The sequence below is a fragment of the Reichenbachiella ulvae genome, assembly GCF_025833875.1.
GTDB classification, from domain to species: domain Bacteria; phylum Bacteroidota; class Bacteroidia; order Cytophagales; family Cyclobacteriaceae; genus Reichenbachiella; species Reichenbachiella ulvae.
Map to the genome: position 1 here is coordinate 1939241 of NZ_JAOYOD010000001.1, position 19430 is coordinate 1958670.

Annotated in this window: 14 protein-coding genes; 2 read left to right on the forward strand and 12 right to left on the reverse strand. The window is 41.2% G+C overall.

Annotation, left to right across the window (positions count from 1 at the left end; genetic code table 11):
• Nucleotides 1–11 precede the first annotated feature (11 nt).
• From N7U62_RS07775 to N7U62_RS07785, 3 genes are read right to left on the reverse strand one after another with little or no spacing between them, the layout of a single operon-like run.
• Entirely contained in the window at nt 12–3185 is a 3174-nt protein-coding gene (locus N7U62_RS07775) for an nSTAND1 domain-containing NTPase (protein WP_264137364.1), read from the reverse strand.
• A gap of 1 nt (nt 3186) precedes the next feature.
• On the reverse strand, nt 3187–4686 hold the full coding sequence (locus N7U62_RS07780; protein WP_264137366.1) for a hypothetical protein: 1500 nt from the start codon (nt 4684–4686) through the stop codon (nt 3187–3189).
• Between the two features lie 26 nt (nt 4687–4712).
• On the reverse strand, nt 4713–7931 hold the full coding sequence (locus N7U62_RS07785) for a HEAT repeat domain-containing protein (RefSeq protein ID WP_264137367.1): 3219 nt from the start codon (nt 7929–7931) through the stop codon (nt 4713–4715).
• 471 nt (nt 7932–8402) lie between these two features.
• Here N7U62_RS07785 and pckA point away from each other — a divergent pair, with 471 nt between their 5' ends.
• Nucleotides 8403–10028, forward strand: a complete 1626-nt coding sequence (pckA, locus tag N7U62_RS07790) for a phosphoenolpyruvate carboxykinase (ATP) (RefSeq protein WP_264137368.1) — start codon at nt 8403–8405, stop codon at nt 10026–10028.
• Nucleotides 10029–10064: 36 nt separating this feature from the next.
• On the opposite strand, the gene N7U62_RS07795 is transcribed toward pckA, so the two are convergent.
• The 4 genes from N7U62_RS07795 to N7U62_RS07810 form a co-directional block, all read right to left on the reverse strand.
• Complete coding sequence (locus tag N7U62_RS07795; protein WP_318840652.1) at nt 10065–11522, reverse strand: NupC/NupG family nucleoside CNT transporter; 1458 nt, start codon at nt 11520–11522, stop codon at nt 10065–10067.
• A gap of 44 nt (nt 11523–11566) precedes the next feature.
• Entirely contained in the window at nt 11567–12544 is a 978-nt protein-coding gene (locus N7U62_RS07800; protein WP_264137369.1) for a FecR family protein, read from the reverse strand.
• A 77-nt stretch (nt 12545–12621) separates the two neighbouring features.
• Entirely contained in the window at nt 12622–14034 is a 1413-nt protein-coding gene (locus N7U62_RS07805; RefSeq protein ID WP_264137370.1) for a carboxypeptidase-like regulatory domain-containing protein, read from the reverse strand.
• Nucleotides 14034–14573, reverse strand: a complete 540-nt coding sequence (locus tag N7U62_RS07810; RefSeq protein ID WP_264137371.1) for an RNA polymerase sigma-70 factor — start codon at nt 14571–14573, stop codon at nt 14034–14036. The genes N7U62_RS07805 and N7U62_RS07810 overlap by 1 nt, the downstream gene beginning before the upstream one ends.
• A 142-nt stretch (nt 14574–14715) precedes the next feature.
• Between N7U62_RS07810 and N7U62_RS07815 the strand changes: the two genes are divergently transcribed.
• Complete coding sequence (locus tag N7U62_RS07815; protein WP_264137372.1) at nt 14716–15768, forward strand: AMP-binding protein; 1053 nt, start codon at nt 14716–14718, stop codon at nt 15766–15768.
• Here the strand turns inward: N7U62_RS07815 and N7U62_RS07820 are convergent.
• From N7U62_RS07820 to N7U62_RS07840, 5 genes are read right to left on the reverse strand one after another with little or no spacing between them, the layout of a single operon-like run.
• Entirely contained in the window at nt 15758–16777 is a 1020-nt protein-coding gene (locus N7U62_RS07820; RefSeq protein WP_264137373.1) for an alcohol dehydrogenase catalytic domain-containing protein, read from the reverse strand. The genes N7U62_RS07815 and N7U62_RS07820 overlap by 11 nt on opposite strands.
• A 48-nt stretch (nt 16778–16825) precedes the next feature.
• Entirely contained in the window at nt 16826–17707 is an 882-nt protein-coding gene (locus N7U62_RS07825; protein ID WP_264137374.1) for a DUF5777 family beta-barrel protein, read from the reverse strand.
• Nucleotides 17694–18221, reverse strand: a complete 528-nt coding sequence (locus N7U62_RS07830) for a YceI family protein (RefSeq protein WP_264137375.1) — start codon at nt 18219–18221, stop codon at nt 17694–17696. Before N7U62_RS07830 ends, N7U62_RS07825 begins: the two co-directional genes overlap by 14 nt.
• 1 nt (nt 18222) lies before the next feature.
• Nucleotides 18223–18612: a hypothetical protein gene (locus tag N7U62_RS07835; protein WP_264137376.1), complete on the reverse strand. Its 390-nt coding sequence runs from the start codon at nt 18610–18612 to the stop codon at nt 18223–18225.
• 7 nt (nt 18613–18619) lie between these two features.
• Nucleotides 18620–19408: a c-type cytochrome gene (locus N7U62_RS07840; RefSeq protein ID WP_264137377.1), complete on the reverse strand. Its 789-nt coding sequence runs from the start codon at nt 19406–19408 to the stop codon at nt 18620–18622.
• Nucleotides 19409–19430 lie beyond the last annotated feature (22 nt).

The following is a 19430-nucleotide window of genomic DNA, read 5'->3' on the forward strand; positions in this document are numbered from 1 at the left end:
TAGTTTAAGTATTATTCGATTTCTTCTCGTTTCGGCAAGCCTTCGCAAGTGTATTCGTATTCTATATCTTCCCCTACATAGGCATTCCAGGTTGTATTACTCAAGTTTTCGTCAACCTCCTTGAATTCACAGATTTTCTCTGCCATTTCATCCGGTTGTGTAGGCCAAAGACGAATAATGCCATTACCAGCTCCGGTCATTAGGTGCTCCCCATCGGGAGCAAATTTTACAGACCAAACCCAGCCTTTGCTACCAATGTTGTCCAGACTTTCGTGATCATCAAGGCTGATTGGTAAATCATTAGGATACTCCATAACCCACAACTTGGCAGTCCCATCTAGCGACGATGAGGCCAACAATGAGTTATCCTTATTAAAGTCTAATTCAGTAATCGTGGCATTGTGTCCAGTCAATTTTTTGATCGTTTTGCTTTCAATCAAATCCCATAAGACTATATCTCCTCCTTCATCTCCAAAAGCCAGTTCACTTCCATCCTCGCTGAAAGTCACTGCACTTACCGATTCACCTTGCTGAACATACAAGGATGATTCCTCATAATTATTTTGAATGTCCCAAATGAAAACGCTTCCCGATTCGCTACCGCCAGCTAGATATCTACCGTCAGGGCTTATGGCAAGAGATTTAACTCTAGAAGTCACTCTGGCAATATCAGCACTCTTATTGAAATCATATAACCTGACCACTTTATCACTCGAGGTATAGATAAAACCACTATTATCCTTTAAGAAAATTAAATCGAAGACGACTCCATTGTGATCCGAAATCTCCTTTGGTAATCCATTCTTATCCTTCAAATTGTATAAAAGAATTTGATCGATGTCTGTACCCACTGCCAACCATTTTTCATCAGAACTGATATCAACTACACGATTCACCTGATTGTCATTTAGGAGCTCTGTACTACTTCTTGTAGCCAAATCCCACGACAATATTCTGCCATCACTACCAGCGGTAAACATTTTCTTTCCATCCTTAGCATATCTGATCGATCTTACGGCTTCTGTATGACCTTCATAGTGATTGAATTTCGATGAATCGCCACCTGTCAAGGCCTTAGTTGCATAATAGACCCCGGCATATACATCAGGATTATAATCCTTCTTAGAATACTTCTCATCAAACTTCCAGGCCTGCCTGGCGATCAAGGCTTGCTGCTCCACATCATCGTCAATATTCTGAGACTTGATGGCCATAGAGTTGGCAATCGCCTGATAACGCAGCTCCAGAGCAGCTTGTTTCTGCTGATTGGCAATTTCTGCATTCCTATCTGCATCAATTTTAGCTAACCTAGCCTCCTCTGCACTTCTTCTTGCCTCAGCAGCACTTCTATTAGCCTCATTTTGTGCCTCAACCGCTTTTTGTCTTTGGGTTTCAGCAATAGATCTCTGTTCTTCCGCTTTCCTTTGTTCATCTAAAGCTTTCTGAGCAGCCTCCTCCGCCCTTCTGGCTTCAATTCTCGCTTCTGCAGCTTTTTGAGTTGCCTTTAATTCCTGCTCCTCCGCCTTTTTCTGGTTTTCTTCTGCCAGTTTCAAGTTCGCAAGTGCCCTAGCACTCTGCTTATCTGCTTCTGCAGCCTGAATTTGCGCCATTACCACGAAAAAGATACAGACCAACATGGCCACACCTAAAACGACTGCCACCAATCGCGATCTCTGAAGGGCCCTTTTTTGTAGAAGCTCTTTGTTTCTTTGCTCTGTCTCGTATGCTTTCTTACTGGTTTCGAGAAAAACCATGGTTCTCTCGAAGGCTGGGTCATATCTCTGTCCCCAGACCAAGGTGGGTTTATTTTCTTCCTCCCAGTTTAAAGCCAACTGCAAATCAGGCATTTTCCAAAGCCCAGCTCGTCCTAATTGAAACCTCTCGGCAGATTCCGCCAATTTCAAATACATTTCGGCCGAACGAGATTCTTCATCCAACCATGATTTCAATCTAGTCCAAATCCTCATCAAGGATTCGTGAGAAATATCAATTACCGTATCCGTTTCTAACCTTACACCGTGGGGAGGCATCAGTAGGTTTCTTCCCGGTTCACGGAACTTATCTACAACTCTACCTACTTCCTCTTCATTTACACCTGCTATCGAGGCAATTGTCCCTACCTTGGTTGGGCGTCTGATACCAGAGGATTCTGTGCCACGCTCAGTCAAAGCCTTAAACATGGATTCACAAATCTGCTGTTCGCGTTTGGATAGAGAATCAAAAGCTTCATTCGCGTGCTGAGAAAGAGCCTCACGAAGGGTACCTATGGCATTGTAATGCTTGAGGTCCATAGGCTCACCTTCCCTTTTGTGTTCTTTCCAGAACTGCCAGGTTCTCATCAACGCATGTTGAAGAATAGGCAGTTGGTCAGGGTTATCTCCTACATCATTGAGCAACTGCTGTGTCAACCGAGGTGCAATTTTACCTCCACCTACTGCCACAGGACCTTCTATTGCCAGTCGCTTCTGATCTCTCGTCATTTGAGGAATCAAATAGTGACTATCGTTGATCATCTGAGTCAGCTCTGGGAATTGTGCACAATCCCCAATAAAGTCAGAACGCATAGTCAATGCCACATAAATCGGCGCATCGTACTGATGAACCGCCTCGAGCAATAAGTTCACAAAGGCCGAAGACTCATCCAGATCAGAGGATAAGGTTTCTAATTTTTTATATCTGAAAAGCTCTTCAAACTGGTCAACCAGGATTAGAACATTTTCATTTTCAGAAGATTTTAGTTGTTTAACAGCTTCAATCAAGCCAAGAGAACTACTACGAAGTACAGTAGAAGTAATGGTTTTTCGAATCAGCTTTTCTTCATCATCAATACTGTTATACTGCTCATCCTTGAGCAAAAGTGACTCAGCCAGATTATCAATAGGGCCTCCACCCGGTCTTGTTACGACTATTCTCCAGTTGGATCCCGCCTGGGTCATGAACCCACCATAGAGAGTTGGGATCAGGCCACAATACATAAGAGAGGATTTACCACTACCAGACGCTCCCAGAATACCGACGAACTTGTTTTCGGACAACTTCATCAGGACTTCATCACTTTGTCCTTCTCTTCCAAAGAACAGATGACTCTCCTCTATCCCAAATGGACGTAGACCTGGGAATGGATCAACGAAATCCGTTATATCCGCCTGTCTTTGGTCATTCGATATCAATTCTTTCTCGCTCATCTTAATTTTTCAGTTTGGTCAAGAATGGTTCTAAATGCTCTGGAGCAAAACTCTCTCCTCCGAGCACCATCGTTCTGGTCAGTTGAATATTTTGATTTTGCAATTTGGATTTATCCTCAGCAAAAATCGCAGTAGCACGCATAGGTTTGGTTCTACCAAAGCCAGGTGCCTTTAATAAATCTTGTAATTTCGTTCTAATCCAGTCTTCTGAGGACTTTCCAAAGTAGATCAAAGAAGCATCACATCTTCGCAAATTCTCCTGATGCAAATACCTTAGATCCATTAATTCTCCGCTGAACATGCTGGTCACTACATTATAGCCTTTTCTTTTCAGAAAATCAGCCATAGGTTCTGAAGCCTTCAAATCCAACTGATCGCAGATCAAGTAGATGATATTACCTTCATCAGGTAATTGATTATCCTGCTGAACTTCTTTGGCTTTGAACCGGCCTCCCGTTACTAGCTCCTCTCTGATAATTGATTTCAATTCCTGAAGTGGAATCTGGAGTACTTCTGCCTCATCTAGGGTAGCGGCATCAGTTTTTAGATCCTCAATAAAAATCTTTTGTCTTTCACTTACATTTTTCAAATCAGGCGAAAGCCATATCAAACGACTGAATTTATCTGATGTCTCTCCACTTTTGTTCTTTTCATGCATGAGCATGGTATAGTCAGAAGCAATTTTGTTTTGAATATCTACGACAGACAATTCTGAGCCCCTCGGTGAGTAACCATAGTCCTCACCAATCAAGTGGATGGAAATGCAGCACGATTCTAAATCTTTTTTCACGACAGACTCCAAGGCATGTATCTCCTTGGGTAACGACTGATCAGGCAATACCTTATATCCGTGTCTAATTAATTCTCTTTTGACTATATCCCTTTGGATGATCATATCAACCCCAGAATTAGCCAAGTAGATGGTTTTATCTCTGGGAAATTCAGCCGCCGGAGCAGGGTTTGAAGTTGTGAATTCTTTTAGCTTTTTCTGAATTTGATGAATATCATAGGCCATATCGACCATTTTCATCCAATAACTTCTTTCCGCCTCGTTACCAAAGAACCTGCGGAATTCCTGCGGCTCCCCAGTTAACGAATCAATTTGGTAGAAGTCGTAGGATAAAATATCCGAATAATCTGGAAGGTATTCATCCACATCGATCGGGAATTTGATCACTTTAAACAGACGAGACAGCCCGTCCATCTGCAAGGTATTGTTCTCTCTGGCAGAACTAGCGAATAGATTGACACCATTGATAAGCGTAGGATTGCTCAAGAAATTCTTTGATAATATCGGGACCAGAACAGAGCTGTTATTATAGAGATCAATATGACTATCTCCCTCATTCACTAGCTTAATAACTACCGGCTTTCCTGAAACCTGTTCTACCAGAGTACTCAAGAACCGGTAAAAATTGGTTACCCATCCTTTACCATCCCCTCCGATCGGATCATCATCCCGGGTGTGATAAGCTAGCAATATTTCATGTTCAAAATTCATTCAAAAAATCCTTTACAGGTGTAATATCAATTGAAAATCGATTCGACTTCTTCTTCTATTTCACTTTCGTTTACAATCGTCAAGATTCCATCTACCATTTCCACATTTCTAGAAACCGCATCATACAATTCATCCTTACCAATCGTCAGTAGTAAACACTCTGTCTCTGTGGTAAGATTATAACTATATAAATCTGACGTCAAAATCATCTTATGACCTACTATTCCTTTTTCCTCTACAATTCGACTGGTTCCATCCTCATAATCTACCCTCAATTGTCCTTTCAAAACAATGTATACAGGTGAACCACCCGAATCTCCAATCTCTGCAATTGTCGTCTGTGCACCTACTTTAATCTCCTCAAATCTCTTACACAAGTCCAACAATATCACTCCGGGTATTCTTTCAAAAACAGTTATCTGCTTCAATAGAATAGCCCTTTCAACAATCAACAATTTCTGATGAAAATCTTCATCTTCATTCTTGAAAACCGGAGGAACGATATCTTTATCCAATCGCTTCTTCAACGAAGGTCTTAGTCTTTTGGTGTGATACTGATAAGCGTCCTGATCCAACTTGTACATGGTCGCTGCAGCGGTCTGCACCATGATATAATCAGGATTGAACAAATTGGCAATCAAATCATTCGTCACTATTCTACCTCTCAGTTGGGCATACTTATACAAAGCGAGACACTTAGTATACTTGTTGATATTATTATAATCTCTATTCACTACCTGCAATAGCAAGTCACCATAGTCCTCAAAACTTTCAGGTGGGAAATAGTTATTTAACTTCTTCAGCTTCTCATCTACTGGGATGTCGTCCAACACTGCCGCTAATTTCGGACGAAGGTTTTCATCCACGAAAATGTCAAGCATCTCAATTCCAAAAGACACACTATCCGTGGTTCCCAGGTCTATGTTGTCACGAACGAGTTTGATACTCTGAGCATCATAGATCATCGATAACAACATAAAGATGTGATCATAATTCTTCTTATTTTCTTCATCAAATGCCTGATGAATCATACGGTCGAAATAATCGTCTCTTGGGATCTCTTCTACTGCCTTAATGTTCCAGGCCAAGTCACTGATGCTGCTTTCAATAGCCAATCTGATTCTCGCTGCTTGAAAGTCCTTCGCTTCAAAACCAATGTAACTCAATGAAAGTAACAGCTCAGAAATAATATTTTTATCAGGAAATTCAATCTTCTTCCAAAGCATTTCTATGGCTGTACGTCCACCAATTTTCCCCATGATCTGAATGATTCGCACCATCGAGTCGATATGCTGACCGGTTTTGTAAAAAGCCGAATCTATGGCGTAAAAAACAGTCTCACCAGAAGCAATAAGTGCTGAATCTGCATAGTTACTATAGGCAGGAATATGTAGATTTTCTATCAGCACATTCCAAAATTCAGGTCTTTTGAGTTTACCTGCTGTAGTGATAGCTGCACGTCTAACCGCAGGGTTGATATCACGTAGCAATTCAGTCAAAAAAGGAATGAATTTATCGTCTTCCAGCTTAGCCAAAGCACGCGCCGCATAGATACGATCCTCTATATCGGTAGACCTCACAAGTTTTTTGATCCCCAATTCAGTCAATTCAAAATCCTCTAACTCATGGAGTACTTCTATTGTATCAGCTGCAACAACTCTTACCTCAGGATCTTCTTCTTTCTTAATTTCTCTTTCGAGAATATCTAAAGTATCAAAACTCTTTAAGTATCCAAGTCTACCATAAGCGTATAGTCTCAATTCTTTATGTTCAGATCTAATGAAATCCAATAGAGCATAGTCCAAAATGATTGGTTCCATTTTCTCCATTAATTTAAGGGCATTCAATGCCCTATCTGGATTCCTACGTAGAAGTTCTTTTTTGATAATGTTGATGGTGCTTCTTTCATTCTTAGTGCCTGCACCTTTCAACTTCAGCTTTTGATCTTCCAAAGTCAATTGAAGCTGAGCCTTGTATTCGGAATACAATCTACCTGCGTAATAAATAATACAAACAGCTAGTACCAAAATAAAGTATGCATAATGGATCAACTCAAAGAAGGCCAAAAGTCCCATTGCGATCTGCAATCCACCTGCAACCAAAATCGCAATTTGATTTACTACCCCTTCAATTCTAGATTGAATATCAAATCGAATCTTTACATCAAATGGCAGGAAGAATAGCTTAAAGGCAGGATTTTCAAGGGCATCCTTCAAGGATGAAGTGAATACCTTACCCACCACCAGGAAAATAAAGAAGAAAAGGAATTCCTCCGTTTTCTCCTCATAACCAAACATATGACCAGAAAAAATCGCTCCGATCGTAAATAGCGCCAGTACCAAAGGCATTACCATCAATGATACCCTTAAACCGAACCGGCCAATGATAATATCATTGATAAAACTTTGAATGATGAAACTCAATACCATGACAGCACCATTGGCAAATGACAAAAAATCTCTTAATTCTGAGTCGTCACCCGTCGTTTTGTCTACTGGATAGAATATTTCGGTTGCAGAGATATAAACGTAATTGGCAAATACAGCTGAGCCCATTGAGAAAATCATAAACAAGCAAAGCATCCTCATATACTTATCCTCAATCAAGTCTCGATAAGTAATCTTCCTGACCTGTATGTTCTCGTCAACCCTTACTTTCGTAGTAGAATCAAGATTGTAATTTTTAACGATCACTATGGTCAATATCAATACGCCAAAAGAGGAGAAAGATGAAATGAACAATAAATCATACGTTTCATCAATCAAATTAAGATTTGTCAAAACTGGGATAGAAAAGAAGGCTATCATGGTAGCAGTCAATTGACCAGTATCAATACCCCCAATGGTCCTCTTGGCTTGCTTCAAATCGAAGATCCTACCAAAAATCCCCCAGAACCCCAATAAAGTAATAGCAGAAACAGGCCCAATCATGACAAACAGGATAAAGGGTAAAATTTGGAATCCTTCATCGAGCTGATTATACTCGAAATACCAGAAAGCTACTCTGAGCAGAGCAATAAATAAGAAAATCAGAAAGGCGTTCGAAACCACCAAAGTAGAAAAATTGGCCCTCTTCTGAATATATACGTATAAAGCGGTAGTAAATATACCCAAAGCACCCGCTACGAAAAACGCTACATCCAGATGAGCTTCTCCTAAAGTCGCGATAAATAGGGTCTCCGCCCCTACCTGATAGGTTGCCAAAAAGACACCCATAAAGAAGCCTTTACCTAATAGTAAAAGCATTGTTTTTTCTTCTCCGGGTTTACCTCCAAGAAAGGCTAAGAATGATTGAAGCACAGTTTAGAATAAAAATTTAAATATTCTTCTAAATAAAATCTAGAACACAGACCAAGCTTTTTCTAAAAACAAATTAGACTTTTCCAAGAACTCATAACCACCCTTCAACCTCAAACATCATCCAGAAAAACGCACAGGTGGAATGATGAACACTTGGATTCAAGCCAATAGCCAGTTATCCAATTATCAAACATAAAGAAAAAAAATAGGATACTTGCAATGGTCTGCTGCAGAACCTTTCATGAAATAATCTTTCATTTCATATTTATCGAGACATCTAAGAATGATACAAATCATACCTAGTATAGTACCAATATTGCATTATTATAAGATTCAAAAAATGTAAAAAATAGGCTATCAGAGATTCATCCAAAGCCTTTACCTTTGTCTTAACATTAAACCCAAAATTAAGACTAAATGCTACAATTTGGAATCCATCCGGAAAGCTACGGCTTGGCCCATTCCGGAATCCTAAAAGCAGCGGAGGTGCATTGGAACCTATCGCCTGCTGAACTCATCGAAAAAGCCATCATCAACAAAGAGGGAAGTTTAACTAGCACGGGTGCACTGATGTGCGATACCGGAAAATTCACTGGCCGATCTCCAAAGGATCGATTCATTGTAAAAGATGAAGAGACGAGTGAAAATATCTGGTGGAACGACATCAACATCCCTTTTTCGGAAGAGAACTTTGATAAGCTTCACAAAAAGATGCTCAATTTCCTGCAGGATAAAACCATATATGCCAGAGATGCTTATGCAGGAGCTGACAAGACTTATAGATTAAACCTTAGGGTCATCAATACCCAGGCCTGGCACAACCTTTTCTGCTTCAACATGTTCTTGAGGCCAGAGGCTTATAAGCTGAAGGATTTCAAACCGAATTTCACGATCATCTGTGTACCTGAATTTGAGGCTGATCCAGAAACAGATGGAACCAGAAGTGCCAATTTCGCCATCATCAACATGAAAAAGAGGATGATATTGATTGGGGGCACGGCCTATGCTGGAGAAATGAAAAAAGGGATCTTCTCCGTCTTAAACTATCTACTTCCTGTCAAGGAGAAGGTGCTCTCCATGCACTGTTCTGCCAATATGGGTCTTGAAAAGAAAGATACGGCTATCTTTTTCGGTCTATCTGGTACGGGAAAAACCACCTTGTCTGCTGACCCTAATAGAGACTTAATAGGAGATGACGAGCACGGATGGACGGAAAACAATGTTTTCAATTTTGAAGGCGGATGCTATGCCAAAGTGATTGATTTGACAGAAAAGAATGAGCCAGATATTTTCAGGGCTATAAAATTTGGTGCTATCGTAGAAAACACCCGCTACTTTGAAAACACCAGACAGGTCGATTATGAAAATGTAAGTGTTACAGAAAACACAAGAACCGCTTATCCGATTCATCACATTAATAATGCTGCCAACCCATCTATTGGTGGGATACCACGCAATATTTTCTTTCTGACTTGTGATGCTTTTGGTGTGATCCCTCCTATTTCAAAAATGAGCAAGGGACAGGCCATGTACCATTTTATTTCCGGATATACTGCCAAGGTAGCAGGAACAGAAGCAGGAGTTACTGAACCGCAAACCGCCTTTAGTGCGTGTTTTGGAGCACCTTTTTTACCCTTACATCCAACCCAATACGCCGAAATGCTCGGCAAGAAGATGGAAGAAAATGAGGTCAATGTTTGGTTGATTAACACGGGATGGACCGGAGGACCCTACGGTATAGGATCTAGAATCAAACTGAAATACACAAGAGCCATGATCTCTGCAGCGCTCAATGGCACATTGGAGAATGTGGGCTACAGAACACACTCCATCTATGGTGTCCAGATACCTATGACTTGTCCGGATGTTCCTTCGAGCGTATTGAGCCCTCGTGAGACCTGGAAAAATGATGATGGCTACTATGCCAAGGCCAATGATCTGGCCAATCGATTCAGAGAAAACTTCAAGAAGTTTGAGGAGTTTGCTAACGAAGAGATCATGTCAGGTCAACCAGTCCCAAATTTGAATTACAAGGACAGATAAATATCAATGAAGGCGGTCTTCGGACCGCCTTTCTCTTTACATGATCATCCCTACGATCGTGGCTGACATCAGTGAGGCCAAAGTACCAGCAACCAGGGCTTTGAATCCTAATTCCGAAAGTACTACTTTTTGACCAGGCGCCAATCCTCCAATCCCTCCAATTTGAATTCCAATCGAAGCAAAATTGGCAAAACCACAAAGCATGTAGGTAGACATGATGATGGATTTTTTCTGTGCAAAGGCCCCAACACCCTTGAGGTTTGCCAGACTTTCATATCCAACAAATTCGCTAGCGATGATCTTTTCTCCTAGTAATCGTCCTACCAAAGTGATATCTTCAGTAGCCACTCCTATCAACCACATCAAAGGTGCAAAAAGATAGCCTAATATAAACTCGAGTGACAAGGCATCATAGTTCCCATTAGAAAAAGAGGCGATGCTTTGATTCAGGTCTGTAAAATCCCCTACTTTGAAAAGTACAAAGTTGATCATCGCAAGAAAAGCAAAAAACACCAACAACATCGCACCTACATTCAGCGCCAACTTCAATCCTTCTGTGGTTCCATTAGACAAGGCATCTAGGAAATTAGACCCCACGTTCATATTACTGATTTTAACCTGAGAATCAATATTGTCTGTTTGAGGAAAAATGATCTTGGAAATGATCACAGCTCCAGGGGCTGCCATGATGGATGCAGCCAAAAGATGTTTGGCAAACTCTAATCGTTGGACAGGATCATCACCTCCCAAAAATCCGATGTATGCAGCTAACACCCCACCTGCTACGGTCGCCATGCCTCCAGTCATTACCAGCAGAATCTCCGATCGATTCATATTATCCAGATAGCCCTTGATCAAGAGCGGGGCTTCTGTCTGACCCAGAAAAATATTCCCTGCTACACTTAGACTTTCTGCTCCGCTGAGTTTCAGCGCTTTGCTGAGCAACCACGCCAAGGCATAAACCACTTTCTGAATAATACCTAAATAAAAGAGCACGCTGGTAATCGCAGAGAAGAAAATAATAGTGGGTAGAATTTGAAGGGCAAAAACATAACCTGTAGAACCAATATCCATCAATTTTCCAAAGAGAAACTCACTTCCGATTTTGGTAAAGTCTAGTACCTGAGTAAACATCCTGCCTACCACTTCAAAAATCACACGTACAAATGACAAGTGCAAGACGCCTAAGGCCAGTAAAACCTGAATCGCCAAGCCAATACCGACAACTTTCCAATTGATGGCTTTTCGATTACTGCTAAACAACCAGGCGATTAAGATCAAAGCCCCCATTCCTAACAATCCTCTAAATACTGTCACAAATGGATTGCTGTCATCCTGAGACTCTGTGACTAGAATTGAATTTTGATGAACATCGGATAGGGAATGGCTGGTATGAACCAATAGGTCGGTGGTGGAACTAAAATTCTGAGCAAGAAGTGGAGATCCAATACCTGCAAGTATCAGGACTGCCAGGAGAGCAAGGTTTTTGAACATTATTGGGTAAATAACTGCTGTTAAAGTTTATTTCAAAACTTAAATTAACAGCCCTCCCCGCTCAGTACAAAACGATTGTCTGATAACTTTTTTAATTCTAGGGAAAATGTGAGAGAAATAATCTCCAAAATATCATTTACCTCCTGATCTTTGAAATCTGCTGTCAAAACGCAGTTTTTGAGCATATCATTTGACAACTGAATCTCTACGCCAAAATTTTCATTTAATAATTGAACCACCTCTTCTAACGGCTCAGATTGAAAACTGATCAGATGCGTCTTCCATGAGAGGTAATTGATGTTCGTATTAGTGGTTTTAGCTAAGTGTCCCGACTCTTCAAAAAATGCCCTTTCGCCAGCTTTTAACTCAACTTGCTCTGTGTTATCGCTTTTAGAAGTCACGGCTACCAAACCTGATTCAACCACCACAACAGAAGATTCGACACTACCACTCGCATCCACCAAAAATGAAGTTCCGAGCACCTCCACTTCGCTATAAGCTGTCCTGATGATGAAAGGTTTACTTTCATCTCTTTTTACATCAAAAAATGCCTTTCCATCCATCTCTACTAATCTTTCATTTTCTGTTTCTAGAAAACTCAAAGTTGAATGGCGAGACAAAGTAACAATCGTACCATCAGCCAATTGAACCTCCATCAATTCGGCATTAGAACTATACTGTTGTGGAGACTGGAGCAAATCAAACTGGGACAGGGCAAAATAACCAATTCCTACTCCTATGAGTACTGCTGCAGCAATTTTGAAAAAATGTAGAAAAACCTGACCTGCCTTTGGCTCTTTAACATTTGGCACTTCCTCTGCCATTGTTTCCAAACCGTTTATTTCATCTAGAATAGAACTAAGAGCTGCATCGGTATCCACCGTTGTCTCACTATGCCAGATTTTCGAATAGGCTAAAAACTCCTCTGCATTGCTTTCACTCTCATTTCTCCACTCCTCTACTTCCTGCCGTTCTTTGGGAGTCAATTCATTCGAAAAATACTTCGCCAATACCTCTTCCATTCCTTCTTTATTTTTCTACACTTATAAAACAACTACAAACAGTCAGCCCCTTATTGGTTTTCATAAAATTAATTGCTCTATGGTTCATAATCAAATGGCATAAACTCTGAAACTCGTTCCCATGCCCAATAGCCATAAGTCGTTATGGCCAAGGGTTCTACAAAGTAACCCTTCGGACTAACAGTTACACTAGGCAAGTTCAGTTTGATATAAGATATCTGACCAAAATTTTGATTGACCATCCCAGAGCTATGTATTGTTCTGTCATTGGAGTCGCGATTCATTAGCAGGTAATCTGCCCCCTCTTTCTCACGGGTATAAACTATCTCGAGATAATACTCGCACTTCAATTTATTACCAACCATGATGTCATCTCTTCTCAATGATTCACTCATGGATACATCATATAAATCGGAAGTAACCCGATCCGGCAAATTCTTAACATATCTAATGTGGAAGCCTTCCCTTCTTAACCGATCTTTTGACAAGGCTTGTAAAAAATGGATCAATGAGCCCTGATAACTCCTCTTTCGATTTTTGTTCCACCTCTTTCTTTGTCGTTTATCTTCAGGCTCCAGTTCTTCAAAATTGGCAAAACCTACCGTATGATTCGTTTTACCATTATCCTCCATATAGTCTAAAACGAAATTAATTTTATAACCCAAAGCCTCGTTGACTATTTCGATTGGAGCTACCGCCGTAGCACTCAACATATTTTCGCTTCGATCATAAGTCACATCCAGGACTTCTGGGTTCAATATGCTGCATTTATCTGAATTAGAACTTGATCCCAAAAATCGGGAGGTGAACATGTCTATATACCTCTTGTTTTGCCTATAAAGTTTGTTGTCAGAAAGTACCTGAACATCACCCAATTCGGTAAATGAAGGCTCCATACGGATGGGTAAATGAATAAATTCACGTTTTCCATCGATCGTGATTTTATAATAAGCATTGACATATTGAAGATGAGAAATAACCAACTCATATACACCTACCTCCAGATTTTTAATTTCAAAATTGCCCAATGCATCTGTCGCACCTCCTTTGACCGTATTAGCGATAAAAACATTGGCTCCTATTACTGGTTCACCATTGGTATCTAAAATTGTACCTATCAGCTTGACCTTTTCAAATTCCTTCTTTTCTTCGCTCTCCTCTGCCACCTTGAAGAATACGACCTGATCCTTCACTAAACGATAATCTATACCTGTCCCTTTCAATAACTGGATAATGGCTTGCTCCACTGTCGCTTTGGGATAATGAAGTGTAAACCTTTGGTTGGATGGAATCAGAGAGGCATCATAAGAAAACAACACATCGGATTGATAACTAATAGACTGCAAAACGCTATCAAATGGCACTTCCTGAACCTGAAGACTAATCTCTCTATTGAGAATCCTCCGTTGAGCATATAGGTCTGTACTAGAGACAAAAAGCAACAGCAACTGAATGACGAAAAACCAGAAATGAATCAGTCCTTTATCCATTACCTAAACTCTTTTAACTCTTCTCGCAACAATTTAAGCGCTTTCCCCATTTGCACTTCTACAGTTTTGATCGAAAGCCCCAAATGCTCTGCTATCTCTCTGTATTTCAAGCCTTCCAATCGACTCAATCTAAATATCCTGGCGCATTGTGGCGGGAGTTTGTCTATGGCTTCATGGATTCTATTTTCAATATTCTCCACAGATTCCTCGATGGGCTCTTCAGCCTCCTCCATACGATCAATTACATATTGACGATAATTGTCTCGTACCTTCAAATGCTTCAAGTGATTAAGACATGCATTGTGGACCGCTCGATACAAATAAGACTTGATAGACGAATCTGGTGATAGATCCTCACATTTTTCCCAAAACCGCACAAAGACCTCTTGTACAATACCTTGAGAAGCCTCCATATCATTGAGATACCCTGCAGCATATTGACATAGGACCGAATAGTACTCCTTGAAAACCAACTCGAAAGCTGATTGATCCTTTTCAATGAGTCTTTTTACGAGTAGATGGGTTTGGGTTTGTGTCATAGGTGTTTCAATCTTTCAACCCTCAAGGAAGGATGATCGACCGGACAAAATAATCATGCTTTTGTTAAATTCTTGTCATAGATATGCAGAATTTTACCATCCTAATATTTGAATGGTTTAAAACAGCATTTGCAAACAATCGATGAAGGTATTCTTTCAGGGTCAAACATATAGTATCAATGATGTTTCGAACTTATTACTAGTTGCACCCAACTATGACTTTCTTACAAATTTCATCAAGAATTGGACTGAAAGACAGGAACTATTTAGCTTTCAAAGCTCAGGATCTACCGGCAATCCCAAAACCATAGAAATCCATCGGGATCAAATCACCGCGAGTGTAAAAGGAACGCAAAAGGCCTTGGACCTAAGAGAAGGTGATCAGGTATTATTGTGCTTAAACCCTAACTATATCGCATCGATCATGATGGCAGCCAGGGCCTTGATTCTTGATCTGGATTTACATATCATCCCTGCGAGCTCTACCCCTCTCAATCAACTCAAGGGCTCAGTAGACTTTGCCTCCTTCGTCCCCTTCCAGATCTATGAGATGATCCACAACAAACAACTGGATCGACTCGCCCAAATTCGCAATGTACTGATCGGTGGAGCGCCGCTGAATCAGGAGGCCCAAAATGCGCTTGCCAAGCTACCCAACAACATTTACCTGACCTATGGAATGACCGAAACAGTTAGTCACATTGCACTGATGAAAATTTCTGGCAGCCAAGTTTCTGAAACTTATCAATGTCTCCCAGGTATCGAAATAGGCCTACATGATAATGATTGTCTAAAGATAAAAGGCGAGGTGACCATGCAGCAATGGCTCTATACAACGGATGTCGTGGAGATGAAATCCGAGACTGAATTCAAATGGCTGGGAAGAGCGGATCATGTGATTAACTCTGGTGGGGTCAAAATCCATCCCGAGCAGCTGGAAAAATCGATTGCTACACTGCTAACCAATCAAGACTATTTTATCACTGGCTTGCCCGATGATCAACTCGGTCAGTCATGCACACTGATTCATACTGGATCGATTTCAGAACAAAAACTCAGGGAAATTCAATCCATGATTGAAAACCAATTTTCGAAGCACCATATACCCAGACAGGCAATCCAAGTCGCGGAGTTCATCAAAACAGAAAGCGGAAAACTCAATCGAAAGAAAACACTCGAGCTGTTCAGTCGATAGTCACGACAACCTTTCCAGTTGATTTACCACTCTGAAACAGTTTGATCGCATCGTGCAATTTATCAAAAGCGAAAGTACTACCCACGAAAGGCTTACCAAGATCCAGTTTTGACATCTCGGACAACAGTTCTTCCATGATTTCGACTTTCTCGTAGAGCCAGATCAAATTAAAAGCCATCACAGATTTGTTGGACTGCACCATTTCCTGAGGATCAAACTTGGGACGCTTGAGGAACTTCCAAAACAATTTCAAATAATTGGGCTTAGAACCCGGCGAAGCAAATTGAGAAGAGCCTACCACCACCATACGACCTTGAGGAGCCATTCTTTCATATCCGGCCTTTAGGATTTCGCCACCAATCGTCTCCACTATGAGATTCAAATCCCTATCGCCTAACACCTTATCTAAATCCTCCGCAAAAGTTTTGGATCGAACTATTTTGCCATCGAAACCTTCGCGCTCCAGCACCTCCATTTTCTTATCACTACCGATCGTTCCTACCGTGAAAGCATCAAAGCATTTGGCAATCCTGTTGGCCAGAATACCTACACCACCGGCTCCACTGTGAATCAAAACGTTCTGCCCTTTTTTGAGTCCGCCCAAATAAACCAAAGCATAGTAGGCAGTCAACCCCTGTACCATGTAAGCGGCTCCTTCCTCAAAAGTCCAATCCTCCGGAAGTGCGACGATATGCTTGTCGTCAATATTGATTCGAGAGGCATATCCTCCGAAGCGTGTCACTCCCATTACCTTATCTCCTTTTTTGAAATCGGCAATCTCAGCCCCTACTTGATCCACAACTCCGCAAAACTCCAAACCTGGCACAAAACTGCCTTTAGGGGTGGCACTATACAGACCGTGAATAGCAAAAACATCTGCAAAGTTCAACCCTACAGCCTTCACCTCTACCTGTACTTCATTGGACTTTGGTTCAGCGATTTCTTCTGTTACGAGTTTGAGATTGGCTGTGGATCCAGCCTTTTCCATTCGATAAGCTTGTCTTTGCATGGGTATTTGGGATTGAAAATATTTCGAGGCAAAGATGCCTAAATCCCTCTACTTTTTAGGACTCAAGTCGAAAACTCTGGAAATATTGAATCCAATGTGAATATCTCCTTTGGACCAGGTACCTGTGGTCTCGGAAACGAACCCCTCCTCGATCATACTACGAGAGTTGGTCAGGTGAATCTGAAAGACATGGCCGCCGGTTTCGATATCCACGCCCACCGACAAAGCATCATAATATCCATCTACGCGATCGACCAATTGGGGATACCACTCAGCATTGATGGCAATTCTATTGGTCACTTTGTATCGGGCGCCTACTCCCAGAGCAAACACATCATTGGGATCATCTGCAAACTGTACCAAGTTGCGATGCACCCAGATTGGAGCCAATTGAGCAGAAAATTTACTACTGAACTTTCGTGCGGCCAGTAACTGAGCTGTATAGTAGAGACGATGTTTGGTTTCATGGTCGACTGTCACATCATAGAAAGCGCCATCTCCTGTTTTAGAAGCAATACTTCCAAAAGCCACTAGCGAAATTGGCATTCCGCTGGACTTCTGCTCGAGTATCCTGGCTTTTGCATAGCCATCCAGTACTTTCTGAAAGGACGAACGGCCAATACCAATGGTAAAAAAATCCGTGATTCCGTACTCCAACCCCAGACGAATCTGAGCATTGTCCAGTCCAAAAAACTCTTCTGCTCCCTCATTGACCCGACCAAATCGGTGGGAGATCACAAAGTCCAAAACGCCCTGATCAAGCATTTTCACCGTATGGCCGCTGATCAGTCGAGTTCCCTTAAATGTACTGGTGACTGGGTAGGCTTTTTCTTCGGTATCCAACTCAGCCAGCAAATCTTCTTGTGCGGAGACTGAAAAGGAAAGAAACAATAAGAAAATAAGAGTGTAAACAAGTCTATTTGGCTGCATATTCGAAATGTACGGTTACTTCCACTTTTTCCGCAATATTGTAAAACAGTGCGGATGGAATTTTGATTTTATAATCCTCAAGAGTGATGAAAAATTTGGAGTCCAGATTGAATCCTTTTTTAGACTGGGTCAAAGTGCCATCTATTTCCACCTTTTGTTGGACTCCATGAATGGAAAACTCCCCCTTGAACTTTTTCGCTCCATAGCTCTGGTCCCAATTCAATATTTTACCAGTCAAAGTCGCCTTAGGATACTTTTCAGTTTCCATGTAGTTTTCATTGAAATGCTCTTGCATCAATTCTTCTTCAAACTGGAAGCCGCGTATCGGCATGACAAAAACCATTTCTCCCGTTTCCCAATTCATAGCAGACTGCCCCTCCACATTGTCAGCGGCAATATCCTCCACTGGTGCGCTAGAATAAAAACGAACGTAGCTAGAATCCGCAATATACTTCTGGGCCTCAGCACTGAGCCCAACCAATAGCAAGATTGAAAATATAGATATCCGAATCATATCAATTGTCTTTAGCTCCTTGATCTACCCAGTCAGAGATTAAACCAATCTCTGTATTTGAAAGCGACCCACCTCGTGGCATTCTTCCACTAACCACCTCAGATTTGATACTTGAGGCATTAGAAATGATATTGGATTTGACGCTCAAATCTGGCGAAGTTCTCCCAGTCACATGACAGCCTGATACGGCGCAGTTGCCATCTAGGATTGGAACCACATCAGTTGACAAACTCACTTCAGTTGTAGGGTTTTGGCCTCCGCCATCACTGCCGTTTCCTCCATTATTCTCTTCATCCACTGCTTGTTGCATTTCTGCCAACTCTTCTTCACTGTCATTGGCACAGGAACTCAGCAGACCACATATTCCGATTATTATCAATAGTCTTTTCATATCATTTTTAATTATCCAACGCTCCGTCATCTACCCAACAAGCAATCGCCTCAATCTGAGCATCGGTCAAACTGCCATTTCTTGGCATGGACTTATTTTGCGTTAATTCCTTGATCTTATCTGCGTTGCTCTGAACGCTACTGAAAGAGGTTAAGCTAGGGATTCCATTGCCCGCTACATGACAACCAGTAGTCGCGCAATTTGTATCAATAATGCTGGCTACAGATTCAGAATAACTGATGCCTGAAGAAACATAAATCTGAGTCTCTCCACTACAGCCTAATTCATCAATGGCTGTCACAGTGTGATTACCATTCGGTACATTACTCAATGTAGGCCCGGAACCAAAATCATTTCCATCTATCTGATAAACGTACTCTCCGGTTCCTCCCGAACTGGCTACATCTACCATACCTGCTGCACCTCCACAACCTGCGTCCTGAGTGACATTGGCTGTGACATTGATATTAGGTATATCAGAATCAACACTGAAAGGCATGGTGATCATGCATTGATTTTCATCACGAACGGTAAGGGTATAATTACCAGAAGTCAAATTTTGAAAAATAGGTGATGTTTTGAACGATACTGCACTAATACTATATTCATAAGGCGCTACTCCACCTTCTGCAGCAAATTCAACTGTAGCCCCCTCTTCACAAGTTTCAATTCCCTGTGAAACGATAGAAGCTTTGAGATCGGATAGTGTACAATCAATTTCATCTGAGCCTTCGTCACACGAGGAGATAAGGAATAGAAAAGCAAAAGCGGACAATAGTAATTTTAATTTCAACATCTTCATAATAAATGTATAAACA